The following is a 16,903-nucleotide window of genomic DNA, read 5'->3' on the forward strand; positions in this document are numbered from 1 at the left end:
ATGTGTAAGATTATGAACATCCGATCTAATAAAATATCACATATGCGCCTGGTAATGCTTTGCTGCGTTGTACTGGCTACTTTATTCACCCGGAATACCCAGGCGCAGAGCCTGGGTAATTCCCTGGGTTTACTGGAGCCCTCAGGCACCCAGTGGTTCCAGAACCAGTATCTCGCCAACCCGGCTATGGCCGGTATTGATAGCGGCCTGCACCTGAACGCCGCTTACCGCCGCCAGTACAATGGTATCGACGGCGCGCCCGAAACCGCTCATTTCAGCGCCGACGGCGCCTTAGGCCGCAGGGTAGGGGCGGGCTTTAAGATCTTTAACGACGAAGCCGGACTGATCACCCGTACCCGCCTGGCAGCCACCTATTCTTATCACCTGCCGTTGGGAGCAAATAACCAGCAGCTGCATTTCGGCCTTTCGCTGGCGTTTAACGTACAGCGCCTGGACTATACGAAGGTAGACGGCGATGCAGCAGATCCTTCTTTATCCGCCTTTAACCGCCGCGATAACTACTTTGAAGCAGAATACGGGATGGCGTATACGGACGGCCACCTGTTCCTGCAGGCTGCCCTGCCCAACGTAAGAAGCCTTTTCACCGGCAAGGATTATGGCGTGAACGGCGGCGGACTTTACTTTACCGCAGCATCCTACCGTTTCACACCGGAACAGGGCGTGATCAGCGGTATTGAGCCTAAAGTATGCTACCGGGGTATCCAGGGATATGATAACATCGTGGACGCAGGCTTGAACCTATACGTGCTGGATAACGTAGCCAGTGTGATGGGCATGTATCACACTTCAAAAAGTTTTACAGCAGGGCTGGGGGTTAATATTAAAAAAATGGTAATATTACAGGCGCTTTATACCACGCAAACAGGCGGCATCAAAACTTATGTTGATGGTACCTATGAGATAGGCGCAACTGTAAACCTTTTCAGATAGTACATGCGATTTTCCGCTTTCATTATTTGCATCCTGGCGTCTCAGTGGGTATACGCCCAGACAACTTCCAGGATGCTTTCAAAACATGAGATAGACAGCATTTTTACCGGCCTGGAATACCCGGTATTCCGCGGCTGGGAGTATAAAGACCCGGCCGGCCTGCATTATCTCCTCTTAATGGAGAAATACGCCCAGACAAAGCCGAAGGATACCATTACCACTAACATCTCCGCCGTGTGCATGAGCAGGCATACTAAGGAGCAGCAGATTCCCTCGCTCCGCTGGAGAATGAGAGACGCCCTGGAAGCGGATGAAAAGTCCATCTGGTTCTTTACAAGATACATATCCCCCAGGGATATAGACGGCGATGGTTATATTGACCCTCTGATCATCTACGGTACCTCTCCCAAAGACAAAGACAGTGACCAGCGCCGCCTGAAAATGCTGCTCTACTACCGCTATAGTAAGGTGGCTATCAGGGCCGTAACCGGCACGCTGGACTTTGAGCGTAGCGTGCAGTATGATGCGGCCTTTTATAAGCTGCCGGCATCCATCCAGTCGTATATGAAGCAATTATTACAGCAGATCAGCAAAGACCAGGATTTCATCCTCGCAAACTAGCGATGAAGGCCTTGTAATATCCTTGTCGTATCCTCGTCTGATCCTTGTCTTCCAGCCGCCTGAGCTTAGTGTTATAGGCAGGAGTGCTGCTTCCTGCTGCCGCTATAGCTTAGTGATACCTTCAGGAGAGCGGCATTAAAAGCGTTCGCAGGCTTCATTAAAAGCGTTCGGGGGTAATATTATCAGCGTTCGAAGAAAATGTGCACCTATTCAATTTGATGATCTGGATCAACTTTTTTCTAAGCTACCTATTGTAACTTCAGTACATTATTTCACTACTAAAATTAATTAAAAATGGGTAAGCAAAAAGGGCCTACGTTCATCACGGGCACCTTTAATGGCCTGTGTTATTACCAGATGGACGGCAACTATTATGTGCGCCGTAAAAGCTCCCTCAGCCGCAGGCGGGTTAAGCGGTCGCCTGCTTTTAAGCGTACCATGCGTTACGCCGGTATGCTGGCGCAGGCATCGCGCATAGCGTCTGAAGTATACCGTATTACGCCCCGCAAAAGCCGCAAACGCGAGATCTTTCACGGGCTCACCGGGAAAGCAATGGACCTGCTTAAAAAGGGCATCCAGGCGGATCTGGTACTGGAACAGCTGAAGGCGGAATATAGGCCGGTAACAATAGCGAACGTACAGAAGGTGCAGCCGCAGAAAGCGGAAAAGCAGCACACTGCCCCTCACAAGGTATTAAGGCTGGTTCGTCGGCAGCGTACACGCGTGCAGACAGGCAATTATCATGTAGCCGTAGATGGTTCACTAAAGCTCAATGTACGCGATTTCGTGTCCTCACCCCGCTTGCTGGCGGCATCAGCAGGAGGGATGTCAGGGCGAAGGTCAAGGGGCTTCAGTCACGCCACCCTCACCTAAATGCATACTTCAATGCTCCTGCCAACACTACTCCGTCATTCTTTGCAAAGTCGGAATAGGGACCATTTACCCCAACACTCACCTGTGCCCACAAGCCGTTGGTAAGCCGGGCTTCCACGCCCACAGCACTCCGGATAGTATTTACATCATTCCTGATCTTACCAAACAGCCGCCCGTACGTATGCGTATGAAACGCTGCTTCAACAGTACCCTGTATCCAATAATTACCCAGGATAACCCTTCCACCATATACCCACGCCGTCCTGTTCTTCTCAGCTATATCATCACTGAAAGTCCTTGCATACTGCCCGAATAAGATCCCCTGTCCCCATGTCCTTACCTTGATCCCCCAGGAGGCATATACGCTGAATTTGTTAGACTGTAAATGCGACCAGTTATAATCCGCCGCATACCAGCTATTCCCGAATCCGATTTTAAGTATCCCCGCATTCCAATGTTCCCGGAGGAACTGTTTACGCTTTTCCGCGATCAGGATAGCCAGGGTCTGGCGGTCCTGCTGCCGCAGGCTGGTGATCCCCTCCAGTGCCTGCAGGTAATTATCTATCAGCTGATTGACCAGCTTTTCTTTAGGCGTATCAAAACCACGGTCAAAACCCAGGCGGGCCCCGAATTTTCTCCCGATGGCTGCACGGATAGAGTCCTGGCTCAGGCTTCCCGTTTCAAAATTGAAAACCCGGTACAGCAGGCTGTCGCTCACCTTACTTAATCCCTGCTGCTCAAAGAAGGGATCCAGGCGGTCCCGCCGGAAATCATCCTGCAGCATCAGCTGCGCTTCCTGTGGTGTATGACCCCTGGCGCTGCCCTGCATCAACGCCAGTACGCTTTTGGCAAACCCGGGATCATTGGAAGGATCACTGCGGTCAAAGACCACGAAGCTGATACCCACCGCCAGCCGGGAAGCAAAGGAATCCTGGGCGCCGCCGAAAGACAGCTGCAGGTTCCGGAGGATCAGGCTATTCCGGTAGGCAGCAAAGGCGGTATCCCGCTCCTTGTTGATGCGGTTGGGCGCAAAGGTCTGGTAGGGCGCCCAGTCTATGGCGAAGCCGGGAATGGCGTTGGATACATCGCTTTTGGCAATGCACATCAGGGAGGCCGTTAGTTCCCTGGCGCCGGCCGGTCTGGCTATTTTGTAAGGATTGACCTGCATTAATGTAAAGGCAGACAGATCTGCAATGGGGAGCGCGGTATATAATGCATCGGCTGCTTTGCGGTCCTGCGCCACTGAAGAAACGGCGGACAAGCATAACAGGAGTAAGCTGGCAAGCCGCTTACACGCATATTTGGGGTAAACCATCGCTGTTGGCATATGTTCACTGACGATATAAAGTTAGCGATTATTGCTAAGTTAATGCAATTATCGCCCACAAGGTAATAGTTGCGGCCGCTATCCATAGCAAGGCCCCTTGCAGCAAAGGTTTTACGCCGATAGACCGCAATACTTTCCCGGAAAGCCCGCTGCCGATAAGGAAGAGTGTAAGCGTTAAACAGGCCCGGGCAATTCCCGTGATATAATGACTGATGTTGTGTATCACAGGGATATAACTGTTGGCCAGCATTCCGAGGATAAACAGTCCTATAAACCAGGGTATACGAACTTCACCATCCCTGTTCCGGAACAGGAGCATAGATACAAATGCAGCGGGCATGATCCATAAAGCCCTGACCAGTTTTACAGTAGTAGCCACTTCCAGCGCCTGTTGTCCATATTTACCTGCAGCACCCACAACAGAGCTGGTATCATGGATGGCGATGGCGCACCACCAGCCAAACTGCTGTTCAGACAAATGGAATGCATGACCAATGACAGGAAATATGAAAAGGGCGATGGCATTCAGGATGAATACAACGCCGAGGCTCACGGAAATGTCGTCCTCTTCTGCTTTTATCACCGGTGCCACGGCGGCGATGGCGCTGCCGCCGCAGATGGCAGTACCCATAGCGATCAGGTAGGAAACTTTCTTTTCGATGCCCAGCAGTTTGCCCAGGAACCAGCCTGCTACAGCGATGCCGCCAGTGGAAAGAGCCGTCAGCAGAACGCCTTCCTGCCCGGCTTTTAAGGCACTGCCGGCGTTCATCCCAAACCCGATCCCTACAATAGCCACTTGCAGCAGCAAACGGCTGGCTTTATGATGCAGGTGCAGGTACGGATGCCCGGTGAATTGTGCGATGGCCAACCCGGCAAGGAGCGCGAATGGCGGAGCCACATAAGGTGTGGTACAAAAGATAGCGGTCAGCAGGAAGATCAGTTCGCGGGTGCTAATGTGCCTGTCAAGGAAAGGATGCTTGATAATGGTGGCATTTTCTTTCATGATAAGATGGCTTGGTTTATTGATGACGCAAAGGTCTCATCCACTGTCATGAAAGAAAAATAGCTATTGGTAATAGCCGATTACTTCCCGTTATGCATATTTATGGAATATCTTTAGGCCTGCATCATAGAAATATGCTTAGACTGGAAAAGACGAGTTTTCTTGGCGCCAGCGCGCATAGCTTCAATACAGAAGGCATAGCGGTTACCGAAACCCTGTACCGGGAGAAAGTATTTGAAGGCTGGCATTGCCACGAGCATCATCATATCACTTTTGTTTTAGCAGGCGGCAACCTGGAACAGCGCCGGCGCAACGAGCAGCCCGTTCTTCCGGGCAGCGTGTTATTATATCATTCAGGAGAGCTGCATCGCAACAGCCGCACCCAACATCCTTCCAGGAATATTAACGTTGAAATAGAGGATGCTTTTCTCGCTAAATATCAATTGAGCTTCGATGTAAGGATAGAGGATGCAGGGCTCAGGCCTGCCTTGATCCGGATCTGGCAGGAGAGCAAGATAAAAGATAGCTGTTCGCTGGCTGCTGTGCAGGCATTGGTATTGCAGCTGCTGCATCCGCCTGCCAGCGGTAACAGGCCGCCCTGGACAGATCAGCTGCGCGAGCTGCTGCACGATTGCTGGAATGAGACCTTTTCCCTGGAAGAGCTGTCTGAAGTATTACATATTCATCCGGTAACGATCTCCCGGTATTTCCCCCGTTATTTCTCCTGCACACTCGGCGAATATATGCGTAAGGTGAAAGTAGCGCGTGCAATGACGCTGCTGCGCGACAAGCACCAACCACTTACAGATATCGCCTATGAATGTGGCTTCTCAGATCAGAGCCATTTTACCCGCACGTTTAAAGCGTTTACAGGTATGCTGCCCGGCAGCTATCGCAAATGCTGATCAGGTTAATTTCATGCTATTTTAAGAATGCTGAAGATGGGACCTTTGTAGCAGATCATTACTTATATTATCATGAAACAACTGATTGTATTTTTATTGTTATCACTACCTGCCGGGGCGCAGTTACAACCCGTTCCACAAAAAGACATCGCTGCTGCAGTTAACAGGATTGCTGTACTTATCAGGGAGCATTATGTATTTGCAGAAAAAGGGAAAAAGATCGCGGATAATTTGCTGGACCATTACCGCTGGGGTACCCTGGATAAAGCAAATAACTGGCAGATCTTTGATTCCCTTGTAACAGGTATTATAAAAAAATCCGGACAGGATGGCCATCTGTATGTGCGATACGATCCTGAAATGGTAAAAACCTTACAGGCGCCTGAAGATAGTTCAGAAGAGCAGGAAAGTATGTTTTTCCATAATCAACAGGCCCTGGATAAAAACTTTGGTTTCGAAGAGGTAAAAATATTGGATAATAATATCGGTTACATCAAAGTATCTGAGATCAATATTTCCGCTAAGAGCCTGCCGGTTTTATATGCGGCCATGCAGCTGGTGGCCAATACCCGCGCGCTGGTGATTGACCTCAGGAACAATGGGGGAGGAGGCAGTGATGTGGGGCCCGTATTTGAAAGTTTCTTCCTGCCGCCTAATAAAGTATTGCTCGAAGTCAAAGGCAGAACAGGTGTATTGGAAAGTGTGAAGACGGTGGGATGGCTTACACAGGAGAAGTATAACCGGCCTTTGTACATACTGGTGAATAAAAAGACAGCTTCGGCTGCCGAAGCCTTTGCATTTACCCTGCAGGCACAAGGCCGGGCAGTGGTAATCGGGCAGCCTTCTGCGGGCGGCGCGCACATGAACAGCTGGTTTCCGGTGAATGATGAGATCTATGTATCCGTATCTACAGCAGCGCCGGTATTGCCCGGAACGGAGAGCACCTGGGAAGGGAAGGGCGTAAAACCGGATCATGTGGTGGAGGAGGGGAAGGAGCTGGAAGTGGTGAAAGGGTTGTTACGGAAACAATAATTTAATATAAAATATCCCCCTGCCTCGCCTATTTTTGACCGCTACCAGGCGCCACGTCTGCCTGGGTAAGGGGCGGAAATATGCATCAGTCTTTATATCCCTGTCAATTAACTGAGCTGAATGATGAGGCGCTGCTGGAACGTTTCCGGCAGGGGGATACCTCCGCATTTGAAACGCTTTATACAAGATACTGGAGCCTGCTGTACACCCAGGCCTACCGCATGCTGGAGCACGAACAGGATGCACAGGACCTCGTGCAGGAGATCTTCACCTATGTCTGGACCAAAGCCGGTGATATAGAACTGTCTTCATCGCTGGGCGCTTATTTATATGTAGCCGTCCGTAACCGCGTGCTGAATCTGATCACACACAAGCGCACCTATCGCCGCCATTTATCTTCCCTTCAACAATTCGTTTCCGCCGCCGATCATTCTTTATTAAGCAGGATGACAGAAAAAGAAATGACCGCCTACATGGAGCAGGAGATCGCACAATTGCCCGCCCGTGTCCGTGAAGTATTTGAGCTGAGCCGCAAAACAGCCTTAACCCATAAAGAGATAGCCGGACAATTGGAACGTTCACAGGAAACGGTCAAGAAGCAGATCAGTCACGCTTTACGCATTCTTCGACATAAGATGTCTCACTTCACTTTTTGGTTCTGAATCACATCACTTAACATTAAGGTAACATACCACAATACCCCACTTTCTTTTTTCACCTGTCATTTAATTAATGGCTTTCGGCGCTAACTGCTAACTGCTAATTGCTAATTGCTAATTGCCAACTGCTAACTGCCAACTGCTAACTGCTAATTCAAATGTCTAATCGCCAGACAAGAGAGCTGCTTAAAAAATACCTGTCCGGCAAATGCACGGAACAGGAACGGCAGCTCATAGAACAATGGTATCACCAGGAAATGGAACGCCGCAGAACACGGACTTCGCAGGCGGAAACGCCGTTGCGCCGCTTGTCTGCTAACACGGTGCTGAAGATAGCCGCCAGCATTATGCTGGTGCTGGGCGCCGGCTATCTCATACAGCGCTTTTGGCCATCGAAGCCCGCATGGCAGGAGATCGCTGCTACCACGCACCCTGTAAAGATGCAGCTGCCGGATGGTACGCAGCTTTGGCTGAACAGCGGCAGCCGTTTGCGCTATCCTGCAACATTTGATGGAGCAGAACGCCGTATAGAATTATTAACAGGAGAAGCTTGCCTCGATGTTAAACAGGACCCTGCGCACCCTTTCCTGGTCCGCTCCGGTAGCATACAGACCCGGGTACTGGGCACTGTATTGAATGTACGCGCCTTGCAGCAGCTGGATCTATTACAGGTAACCGTGCGCGAAGGTAAAGTAGCCATTACTGCAGATGATCCATTAAAGCAGCTTTCCGGTCATGAAGTGATCCTGCTGCCGGATGAGCAGCTGACATTGAACAGCAACCTGCAGGAATGGAAGAAAGAACATACCGATGCCGCGGCTGTCAGCAGCTGGACAAGCGGAAAGCTGCTCTTCAACAACGAACGGCTGGATGTTATTGCGCTGCAGCTGGAGCACCGCTATCACGTAAAAATTCTCTTTGGGGATAATATACTGCCCGCCTATCGCATCACCGCAGGCTTCAGCCCGGCAGACCCGCTGGAAGAAGTGCTGCAGGTACTCAGCATGGCCAACAAACTGAAATATGAAATAAAGAATGGAAGGATCACTTTCAGCAGACAATCACCTTAAAAAGATATCGCCTATGCAGATGACATAACTACTAATAATAAAAAAACCGGTAAGGAATACCTCACCGGCGCTTCACCGGAAAATGGATCAATCCGTAACGCCAATCACTAATTGATCCCCGGCCTGGATTTCTATAACGATTTGATCAATTATTAAAAACCCGTGCAAAGGTATGAAAATTTGTACCAACTTATTGTTGATAGGGATGTTGCTGTGCGCACAGTTATTGCAGGGCGCCAGCTCCCGCGGACAAATACCAGCTGATAAGATAGACATAGACCTGCAACATGCCTCATTGAAGGAGGCCTTTTCTATGCTGCAGCAACGCAGCGGATATCTTTTTATTTACAACGAACAGACCATCGCACCCTATAAAGCCATTACACTGCGCGCAAAACAACAGACCATAGACTGGCTGATGAATTCACTGCTGCGCAATACCCGCCTCACCTACAAGGTGCAGAACGGCAAAGTGATCATCCTTGAAAGGGAAATGCCCGTTCCCGCTAAAGCGGCCACTGTCACAACCCCGGCGGATAAGCTGAAAGGCAGGGTTACCGATGCCAAAGGTACGCCGCTTCCCGGTGTAACCGTGGTCGTGAAAGGTACTAATCGTGGCAGCATAACCGATGGTGACGGCGTTTTTTTCGTAGAGGCCGTGGCGGGGGAGACGCTGCTCCTGTCTATGTCCGGCTATGTAAGCCGTGAAGTAGCCGCGGCGGGCGCGGAGATGAGCATTACCTTGCAGGAAGATGTAAAAGGCCTGGAAGAAGTGGTGGTAGTAGGCTACGGCACTCTGAAGAAACGCGACGTGACCGGCTCCCTGGTATCTGTGCAGGGTAAAGAGATCTCCGCACAACCGGTTACCAATGCCATCCAGGCGCTGAAAGGCAGGGTTGCAGGCCTGGATGTATTTAACAGTGGTAACGAGCCGGGCGCCTCCGTGAAGATGCTCATTCGCGGCCAGCGTTCCATCACCGCTAATAATGGCCCATTGATCGTACTGGATGGTATTCCTGTAATGGATGCCAGCTTCAACGAGATCAATCCTAACGATATCGCCTCCGTAGAAGTGCTGAAAGATGCTTCTTCTTCTGCTATCTACGGTTCGCGCGGCGCCAACGGCGTCTTGCTGATCTCCACCAAACGCGGTGCAGCCGGCCGTACCAATATCAATTACGACGCCTACTACGGCATTACTTCCATCACCCGCAAGCTGGACCTGATGGATGGTCCGCAGTTTGCACAGCTGCGCAGGGAAGCCGCCAGAACAGCCGATCCCAATGGCAACTATCCGCCGGATGCCTCCCTCTTTGATGATATTGCGCTGAAATCACTGGCTACCGGCCGTTCTACCAACTGGCAAGACCTGGTGTATCACAACGGCAATAAACAGAACCACCAGCTGTCGCTCACCGGCGGCAGGGAGAAAACACAGTTCGCCATCTCCCTGAACTATTTCCGCGAGCAGGGTATCATCGACAAAACAGATTATACCCGCGGCGCACTGCGCATCAACCTGGATCACCAGGTGAACAACCGTTTGCGCCTGGGCGTGTCCACCTTTGCCAGCAGGTCTATACAGAACGTAACGGATAATACGGTGTTCGATAATATCCTTCGACTGAACCCGCTGGGCGTGCCTTACGACAGCGCCGGCAACATGCTCTTTCGTCCCAATAACGACGAAGGCCAGCGTGTGAACCCATTGATGATCATCAAAAACACCGTGGATCAGCGCTATAAAACCCGCGTATTTGCCAGTTTCTTCGGAGAGTGGGATATTACCAAAGACCTGACCTATCGCCTCAACGTAGGTCCTGAAATGGAGGTTTCCAGCGAAGGCATTTTCAAAGGCAGCCTTACAGATGCCAACCAGGGCGGTAATGCCACCGCCAGTGTCGCCAACCAGGATGTATTCTCTATAACGGTAGAGAATATACTGAGATACAATCACCGTATCGCCCAACATCACGGGCTGGGCATAACCTTGCTGCAAAGCTCCCAGCAGCAGGTGACCAACAGTTCCGGCATCAATGCCAATAAGCTGCCTTACGAAGCCCAGAGTTATCACTACCTGCAAACAGCGGGAGAGGTAACCGGCATCAGCAGCGATTATCGCAAATGGCTATTGCTCTCTTACATGGCCCGCGTGAACTATGATTACAAGAACCGCTACCTCTTAACGGTGACTGCCCGTGCAGATGGCTCTTCCGTATTCGCCAGCGGCCATAAATGGGGCTATTTCCCCTCAGCCGCTGCAGCATGGAGAATAGACGCCGAGCCTTTCATGCAGAACATCCGTGCCGTAGATGCGCTGAAGCTGCGTGTGAGCTATGGCAGCACCGGCAATAATGGGATCTCTCCCTACCAGACTTTCAGCACCCTGCAGAAAGGCGCTTACGCCTTCGGGGCCACTGGCGTGAATGGCTTTCTGCCTGCCACTATCGCCAATCCCAACCTGGAATGGGAATCGACTACAGAGCTGAATGCAGGCCTGGATTTCGCCTTCTTTAATAACCGTATATCCGGCGCTGTAGAGCACTATGTATCCAATACCCGTAACCTGCTGCTGACACGTAGTATTCCCGGCAGCACCGGCTATACCAGCATATTGGAGAACATCGGCGCTACCCGCAACAGGGGATGGGAACTAAGCGTTTCTACCGTGAACGTATCCACTAAAAGCGGTTTCCGCTGGCAGACCGATTTCAATGTAGGCATCAACAAGAACGCTATCACCAGATTGTATGGAGATGGTAAAGATGACCTGGGCAACAGCTGGATCATTGGTCAGCCGATCAATATCTTCTACTACTATGATAAGATCGGCATTTGGCAGAATGCAGAAAAGGACGCTGCTGTGGCAGGCGGCTTTAAGCCCGGTATGATCAAGATCGCCGACGCAAATCATGATGGCAAGTACAACGACCAGGACCGCGTAGTGGTAGGCTCTCAAATGCCCGCGTGGACAGGCGGTATGACTAACCGCTTCTCTTACAAAGGACTGGAGCTGACAGTAGTGGTGAACACCCGTCAAAACTACCTGATCTACTCGCAGTGGTATGATAACAATAACCGCCTGGCCGGCCGCTATAACAACCTGGACGTCAACTACTGGACACCGGAGAACCCAACCAACGACAATCCGCGTCCCGACAAGAACCAGGAAGGCGTATACCTGGGCTCTACACTGGCCTTTAAAGACGCCAGCTTCGTAAGGGTAAAGAACATCGGCCTTGCCTATATGTTGCCGCAATCCTGGCTGCAGCGCAGCGGACTGAAAAGCCTGAAGCTGAACCTGAGCGCAGAAAATCCTTTCACCTTCACTTCTTATAAAGGACAGGACCCCGAGTTTGAGTCTGACGGTACCCGGGCTATGTACCCCACGGTGAAGATGTATGCTGTAGGATTGAATGCCGCTTTCTAATGATCTAAAAAAACAATGATTATGCAACGTAATAAATGGCTGACTTATACCCTGCTCCTGGTTGCCTGCATGAACGCCGCTTCCTGCAGCCTGGAAGAAAAGGATCTCTATAAACCTGTGCCCGAGGCCATCTACAGCGATGCCGCCGGTATTTCCAACGGTATCACCGGCGTGTACAGCAGGTTGAGAGGCCTGTATGGCTCGCAGAAAGGCTTTACCCTGACCACCATGGGGACGGATATTTTCCAGCATGGCAAAGATGGCGGCTACAAGTTCATGGATGATTATTCCACTGCCCTCAATGCTTCCAACGGTTATCTCAGTGATCTGTGGAATGATTGTTATGCCGGGATCAACGCGGCCAACACCATCCTGGACCGTATAGACGCCATCCCTATGGATGATGCGCTGCGCAACCGCTACACAGCGGAAACACGTTTTCTGCGTGCGCACTTCTACTACTGGCTCACTATGCAGTTTGGCGATGTGGTGTACACTGATCATGAAACCAAAGGCGTGGTAACTAACCTGGGCAGAACACCGAAAGCCGATATCTGGAAGAAGATGCTGGAAGACACCCAATTTGCGGTAGATAACCTGGACTGGACATTACCGGAATACGGCCGTGCTACCAAAGGCGCTGCGCTTCACCAGCTGGCGGAAATAGACCTGCTGCTGAAAGATTACACAGGCGCTGCCGCCGCTGCAGAAAAGGTGATCAATGAAGGGCCTTATAAGCTGCTTACATCTTATGCCGCTGTGTTTGACTATAATAACCAGCAGAATGAAGAGATCGTGTTTGCCGTGCAGTACATCAATAATACCCTGTTCAATGGCGACGGTAACCAGGGCCATGCCTTCTTTACACCAGCCTATGATCAATTCGGCCTGCTACGCGATGTTACACAAGGCGGAAGGCCCTATACCCGTTTCAGGCCTACGCCGTTTTTCCGTAACCTCTTTAATGCCAATGACAGCCGCTTTGATGTCACCTTCCGCCGCTTCTGGTTTTACAATAACCCCGCGAACCTGCCTGCAGGCAAGAAGCTGGGCGATACCGTCGTGTGGACGATCAGTCCGGGGGTTACCAGCCTGGAAGCGCCCAATACAGACAACATGCATTGGGGCATTAAAAAGCACGATGACTTTACAAGGGCTAGTCCGCAGGACCTGGCAGGCTTCCGCGATTTCTTTGTATACCGTCTTTCCGAAACACACCTGATCGCAGCAGAAGCATTAATGCTGGCAGGCAAGCCTGCCGAGGCAGTGGTATACTTTAACAAAGTGCGGGCCCGCGCCGCCAAACCAGGCGCCACTTTGCCCTTGCTCACAGCCGATCAGCTGAATATGGACGAGATCCTCGACGAACGCGCCCGTGAGCTCGGCGGCGAAGAAGACCGCTGGATGGACCTGGCCCGTACCGGGAAACTGGTAGAACGGGTGAGAAAGTACAACCCCAACGGCGCAAATATTAAGGACTTCCATGTGCTGCGGCCGGTCCCGCAGGCACAGCGGGATCTGTCTACAGTACCTTTCCCGCAGAATGAAGGATATTTTTAAACTATAGTCGTTAGTGGTTAGTCATTAGTCGTTAGGATCAAAACAGATTTAATCCGCGCTAATCACTAACGACTAACGACTAATAACTAACGACTAATAACTATTATAAGATGAAACGCTTTTTCGTAACGGTACTATTGCTTATGGCCAGCCACATACTGGTAAACGCACAATCCAACCTGGATCACATTCTCGAAGATTTTTATCATCATCCTGACAGGGTATTGGTGGCTTCCCACCGCGCTGCGCATAGCAGGTATCCTGAGAATTCAATGGCAGCTATCCGCGAAGCGATCCGCATCGGCGTGGATGTGGTAGAAGTAGATGTAAGGGAAACCAAAGACAGCGTGCTGGTGATCATGCACGACAAGACCATCACCCGTATGACCGGTAAGCCCGGAAATGTAAAGGATTATACTTACCAGGAGCTGAAGCAGTTTCCGCTGCTGTTCAACGGCCAGCCGACTACAGAGAAGATACCGACCTTTGAAGAGGTATTGCAAACGGTGAAAGGTAAGGTCATGCTGGATATTGATTTTAAAGAAGGATCGCCTGAAGCTGCCCGTAAGACCTGCGCGCTGGTAGCTGCCACCGGTACGCATCAACAGGTGCTCTTCTTCCTGTACGCGGCTAAATACGCCCCGATGTTGCATGAGCTGGACAAGGACATGCCCATCATGCCCCGGGCGCATAGCGCGGCAGAAACCGAAACGATTATGCAGCAGGGCAAATATGCCGCGATCCATATCGATGATTCGTTTTATTCCGATAGTGTGATGAGTAAGGTGCGGGAGCACGGCGAAAGGATCTGGACCAATGCCCTGGGTAAGTATGATGAGATGGAGCGGAAAGAGAAGAGCACCGGGTTTGATAAGATGAGAGCGGAGTTTAAGTATGCAAATGTGATACAGACGGATCTGCCGGAGGAGTTGCTGGCCTATCTTAAAAAGAAAGGATTACATCGATAAAACGGAAATCTCACTAGTAAGAAAGGCTGCCACTTCCGGCAGCCTTTCTGAATACGCCACGGAGCCCGTGGTATAGTCATATTTTCGGCGCCTCCGGTCTCAGATACAACAAAAAACAAGCACATATAATAGAGAACCCCAGCCCCGGATGCAAAAATGCCAGCCCGGCAGCTATCAGGGCAAGCAACAATGTTCCAACAGATCGCACCCTAAACAAACGCCGGGCCTTTTCACTCTCATGCCGGAAATGAGGAATAGTTTGATAGATCAGCCCTAAATAAGTAAGATTAACAAAAAAGAAATCAAAAGCATACAGCGCCACCGGTACTGCCTCCAACCGCGTATCGGCCATCCACGAAGTAAGAAAAGGGATCAGTGAAACCACAAACAGGTGCCCAAAGTTCGCCCATATTAGCCGCGCTGATGCGCGCTTTGCATTGTTTAACAGGTAGTGATGGTTCACCCACACAATGGCCACAAACAGGTAGCTGGCGATATAGCTGATCCAGGACGGCCACAGATGGGCCAGGGCTTTAAATGTCGCCGGTTCGGGCTTTTTCAGGTCAAGCACCATAATAGTGATGATAATGGCGAAAATGCCATCTGAGAAGGCGTTGATCCGTTCCAGGCTTTGTTCCTTTGAACGTCCCGTTTCAGTGACGACGCTTTTCATAACCGTGGTATTGTGTGAGTTTACAGTTCCCCCTTTTTCATTTCCCTCACCGCATGCCCCACTGCCCTTGCCGTCAATGCCATATATAACAAACTCGGGCTCTGGTTTCCCGTACTCGTCATACACGCCCCATCCGTCACAAACACATTCTTGCAATAATGCATTTGGTTCCACTCATTTAACAAAGAAGTCTTCGGATCTTTACCCATCCTGCAGCCTCCCATCTCATGAATATCCAAACCCGGAGCCTGGTGATTATCATACTGCTGTACATTCTTACATCCCGCTTTTTCCAGCATCTCGGCGCTCTGCGTCAGAAAATCTTTGATCATCTTTTCCGCATTGTCATCATAATCAACAGACGTGATCAGCAGCGGGATCCCCCATTGATCTTTCTGATCTGTGCTCAGTCGCACATGATTGGTTTCCTTCGGCACCATCTCTCCCTGCATGTACATATAAGCCCCCCAGCCGCCTGGCTCCGTCAATGCAGCTTTATAATCAGCGCCAATGCCGCCATTCTCCGGCTCCGGCAATCGTCTGCGGTAAGCGCCCATAAAAGTGGTGAAGCCGCCCACGTAATCAGTATCCTGTTTTTCCAGGTTACGGTAGTTAGCGATGATAGGCTCTGTAGGATTGCGGCCGTAGTAATATTTATCCTCCATACCATCTATCTCTCCATTAACAGACGCACGGTAATTATGAAAGCCCACATATTTTCCCAGCAGTCCGTTGTCATTGCCTAATCCATTGGGAAAGCGCTTGGAAGTAGAATTAAGCAGCACCAGGTTACTATTCAGCGCAGAAGCATTGACGAAGATGATGCGTGCAAAGTAATCAGTAGCTGCGTGTGTATTAGCATCTATTACCCGTACGCCGGTGGCCTTTTTCTTTTGTTCATCATAGATGATAGAGTGAACAACAGAGAAAGGACGTATGGTTAGTTTGCCGGTCTTTTGCGCCCAGGGCAGGGTAGAGGAGACAGAGCTGAAATAGGCGCCATACGGACAGCCACGCATGCAAAGGTTCCTGGCCTGGCATTGCGCCCGGCCCTGCTGCAGGTGAATATCTTTCGGAGCGGTAAGGTGTGCCCAGCGGGCGTGCACCAGGTGCCGGTCTTTATAGTTTGCGCGGATCTTTTCCTGTATCATCGCTTCGGCGCAGTTCAGGTCAAAGGGTGGGAGGAATTCACCGTCAGGCATGGCGGCAATACCGTCGCGGGTGCCGCATACGCCGATGAAACGCTCTACATGGGAGTACCAGGGCGCTATATCGTCATAGCCAATGGGCCATGCCATGCCGTAGCCGTACCGTTCGGGTGCGGTAAACTCAAAAGGGCTCCAGCGCTGACAGGCACGCCCCCAGGTGAGGGATTTACCGCCTACCTGGTAGCCGCGGATCCAGTCGAATGGCTTTTCCTGTATGTAAGGATGATCTTTGTCTTTGATGAAGAAGTGAGCAGTATCTTCGGCAAAGCCTGCCGCCTTGCTGATCAGCGGGTTCTCCTGCAGGAAGCTTTTGGTCATTTGTCCGCGGTGCTTAAACTCCCAGGGTGCTTTGGTAGCGGTAGGGTAGTCCTTATTATGTACCACATTGCGGCCTCTTTCCAGCACGAGCGTGCTCAGCCCCTGATCGCAGAGTTCCTTGGCAGCCCATCCGCCGCTGATGCCTGAGCCAATCACAATGGCGTCAAATGTATGGGTGTTAGCTGGCATAACATGGAATATTTGTACTAATATAAGACCTATTTTTTTGACTGTTGTAGTATAAGTACTACAATTAATATCGAAGAACTACTAGCAGTGTGCATGATACATTTATCTACTTTCGT

At 50.8% G+C, this 16,903-nt stretch carries 14 protein-coding genes; 10 read left to right on the forward strand and 4 right to left on the reverse strand.

Annotation, left to right across the window (positions count from 1 at the left end):
- The first annotated feature begins 12 nt into the window (after positions 1-12).
- From ACR9Y8_RS30625 to ACR9Y8_RS30635, 3 genes are all read left to right on the forward strand, one after another.
- Positions 13-951 (forward strand): PorP/SprF family type IX secretion system membrane protein, encoded by a 939-nt coding sequence (locus tag ACR9Y8_RS30625; RefSeq protein WP_481217112.1) that lies wholly within the window; start codon positions 13-15, stop codon positions 949-951.
- Positions 952-954: 3 nt separating this feature from the next.
- Positions 955-1,572 (forward strand): M949_RS01915 family surface polysaccharide biosynthesis protein, encoded by a 618-nt coding sequence (locus tag ACR9Y8_RS30630; protein WP_481217113.1) that lies wholly within the window; start codon positions 955-957, stop codon positions 1,570-1,572.
- A gap of 294 nt (positions 1,573-1,866) precedes the next feature.
- Positions 1,867-2,445 carry a hypothetical protein gene (locus ACR9Y8_RS30635; protein ID WP_481217114.1) on the forward strand — a complete coding sequence of 193 codons (579 nt, stop codon included), beginning with the start codon at positions 1,867-1,869 and terminating at the stop codon, positions 2,443-2,445.
- Here the strand turns inward: ACR9Y8_RS30635 and ACR9Y8_RS30640 are convergent.
- Both ACR9Y8_RS30640 and ACR9Y8_RS30645 read right to left on the reverse strand, forming a co-directional pair.
- Complete coding sequence (locus ACR9Y8_RS30640) at positions 2,438-3,772, reverse strand: hypothetical protein (RefSeq protein ID WP_481217115.1); 1,335 nt, start codon at positions 3,770-3,772, stop codon at positions 2,438-2,440. The genes ACR9Y8_RS30635 and ACR9Y8_RS30640 overlap by 8 nt on opposite strands.
- 34 nt (positions 3,773-3,806) lie before the next feature.
- On the reverse strand, positions 3,807-4,775 hold the full coding sequence (locus tag ACR9Y8_RS30645) for a YeiH family protein (RefSeq protein ID WP_481217116.1): 969 nt from the start codon (positions 4,773-4,775) through the stop codon (positions 3,807-3,809).
- Positions 4,776-4,909: 134 nt separating this feature from the next.
- Between ACR9Y8_RS30645 and ACR9Y8_RS30650 the strand changes: the two genes are divergently transcribed.
- The 7 genes from ACR9Y8_RS30650 to ACR9Y8_RS30680 all read left to right on the forward strand — a co-directional run bounded on the left by ACR9Y8_RS30650 (position 4,910) and on the right by ACR9Y8_RS30680 (position 14,399).
- Positions 4,910-5,680, forward strand: a complete 771-nt coding sequence (locus ACR9Y8_RS30650; RefSeq protein ID WP_481217117.1) for a helix-turn-helix domain-containing protein — start codon at positions 4,910-4,912, stop codon at positions 5,678-5,680.
- 72 nt (positions 5,681-5,752) lie between these two features.
- Positions 5,753-6,712: a S41 family peptidase gene (locus ACR9Y8_RS30655; RefSeq protein WP_481217118.1), complete on the forward strand. Its 960-nt coding sequence runs from the start codon at positions 5,753-5,755 to the stop codon at positions 6,710-6,712.
- Between the two features lie 80 nt (positions 6,713-6,792).
- Entirely contained in the window at positions 6,793-7,374 is a 582-nt protein-coding gene (locus ACR9Y8_RS30660) for an RNA polymerase sigma factor (RefSeq protein ID WP_481217119.1), read from the forward strand.
- Positions 7,375-7,529: 155 nt separating this feature from the next.
- Positions 7,530-8,441, forward strand: coding sequence for a FecR family protein (locus tag ACR9Y8_RS30665; protein WP_481217120.1), 912 nt, complete (start codon positions 7,530-7,532; stop codon positions 8,439-8,441).
- A gap of 172 nt (positions 8,442-8,613) precedes the next feature.
- Complete coding sequence (locus ACR9Y8_RS30670; RefSeq protein ID WP_481217121.1) at positions 8,614-11,871, forward strand: TonB-dependent receptor; 3,258 nt, start codon at positions 8,614-8,616, stop codon at positions 11,869-11,871.
- 21 nt (positions 11,872-11,892) lie between these two features.
- The gene (locus ACR9Y8_RS30675) at positions 11,893-13,431 is read left to right on the forward strand and encodes a RagB/SusD family nutrient uptake outer membrane protein (protein ID WP_481217122.1); all 1,539 of its coding nucleotides are present in this window, start codon (positions 11,893-11,895) and stop codon (positions 13,429-13,431) included.
- 110 nt (positions 13,432-13,541) lie between these two features.
- Positions 13,542-14,399, forward strand: coding sequence for a glycerophosphodiester phosphodiesterase family protein (locus ACR9Y8_RS30680; RefSeq protein ID WP_481217123.1), 858 nt, complete (start codon positions 13,542-13,544; stop codon positions 14,397-14,399).
- Positions 14,400-14,475: 76 nt separating this feature from the next.
- Here ACR9Y8_RS30680 and ACR9Y8_RS30685 read toward each other — a convergent pair whose 3' ends face one another.
- Together ACR9Y8_RS30685 and ACR9Y8_RS30690 are read right to left on the reverse strand one after the other, a co-directional pair.
- Entirely contained in the window at positions 14,476-15,072 is a 597-nt protein-coding gene (locus ACR9Y8_RS30685; protein WP_481217124.1) for a TMEM175 family protein, read from the reverse strand.
- 20 nt (positions 15,073-15,092) lie between these two features.
- Positions 15,093-16,787, reverse strand: a complete 1,695-nt coding sequence (locus ACR9Y8_RS30690; protein WP_481217125.1) for a GMC oxidoreductase — start codon at positions 16,785-16,787, stop codon at positions 15,093-15,095.
- Positions 16,788-16,903: the final 116 nt, after the last annotated feature.

It is taken from the genome of Chitinophaga sp. SVR4-12A (genome assembly GCF_056754765.1).

Bases quoted from the DNA above. Each gene is read 5' to 3' on its own strand.
- ACR9Y8_RS30625 (WP_481217112.1), top strand. From the start codon at position 13: ATGAACATCCGATCTAATAAAATATCACATATGCGCCTGGTAATGCTT.
- ACR9Y8_RS30630 (WP_481217113.1), top strand. From the start codon at position 955: ATGCGATTTTCCGCTTTCATTATTTGCATCCTGGCGTCTCAGTGGGTA.
- ACR9Y8_RS30635 (WP_481217114.1), top strand. From the start codon at position 1,867: ATGGGTAAGCAAAAAGGGCCTACGTTCATCACGGGCACCTTTAATGGC.
- ACR9Y8_RS30640 (WP_481217115.1), bottom strand. From the start codon at position 3,772: ATGCCAACAGCGATGGTTTACCCCAAATATGCGTGTAAGCGGCTTGCC.
- ACR9Y8_RS30645 (WP_481217116.1), bottom strand. From the start codon at position 4,775: ATGAAAGAAAATGCCACCATTATCAAGCATCCTTTCCTTGACAGGCAC.
- ACR9Y8_RS30650 (WP_481217117.1), top strand. From the start codon at position 4,910: ATGCTTAGACTGGAAAAGACGAGTTTTCTTGGCGCCAGCGCGCATAGC.
- ACR9Y8_RS30655 (WP_481217118.1), top strand. From the start codon at position 5,753: ATGAAACAACTGATTGTATTTTTATTGTTATCACTACCTGCCGGGGCG.
- ACR9Y8_RS30660 (WP_481217119.1), top strand. From the start codon at position 6,793: ATGCATCAGTCTTTATATCCCTGTCAATTAACTGAGCTGAATGATGAG.
- ACR9Y8_RS30665 (WP_481217120.1), top strand. From the start codon at position 7,530: ATGTCTAATCGCCAGACAAGAGAGCTGCTTAAAAAATACCTGTCCGGC.
- ACR9Y8_RS30670 (WP_481217121.1), top strand. From the start codon at position 8,614: ATGAAAATTTGTACCAACTTATTGTTGATAGGGATGTTGCTGTGCGCA.
- ACR9Y8_RS30675 (WP_481217122.1), top strand. From the start codon at position 11,893: ATGCAACGTAATAAATGGCTGACTTATACCCTGCTCCTGGTTGCCTGC.
- ACR9Y8_RS30680 (WP_481217123.1), top strand. From the start codon at position 13,542: ATGAAACGCTTTTTCGTAACGGTACTATTGCTTATGGCCAGCCACATA.
- ACR9Y8_RS30685 (WP_481217124.1), bottom strand. From the start codon at position 15,072: ATGAAAAGCGTCGTCACTGAAACGGGACGTTCAAAGGAACAAAGCCTG.
- ACR9Y8_RS30690 (WP_481217125.1), bottom strand. From the start codon at position 16,787: ATGCCAGCTAACACCCATACATTTGACGCCATTGTGATTGGCTCAGGC.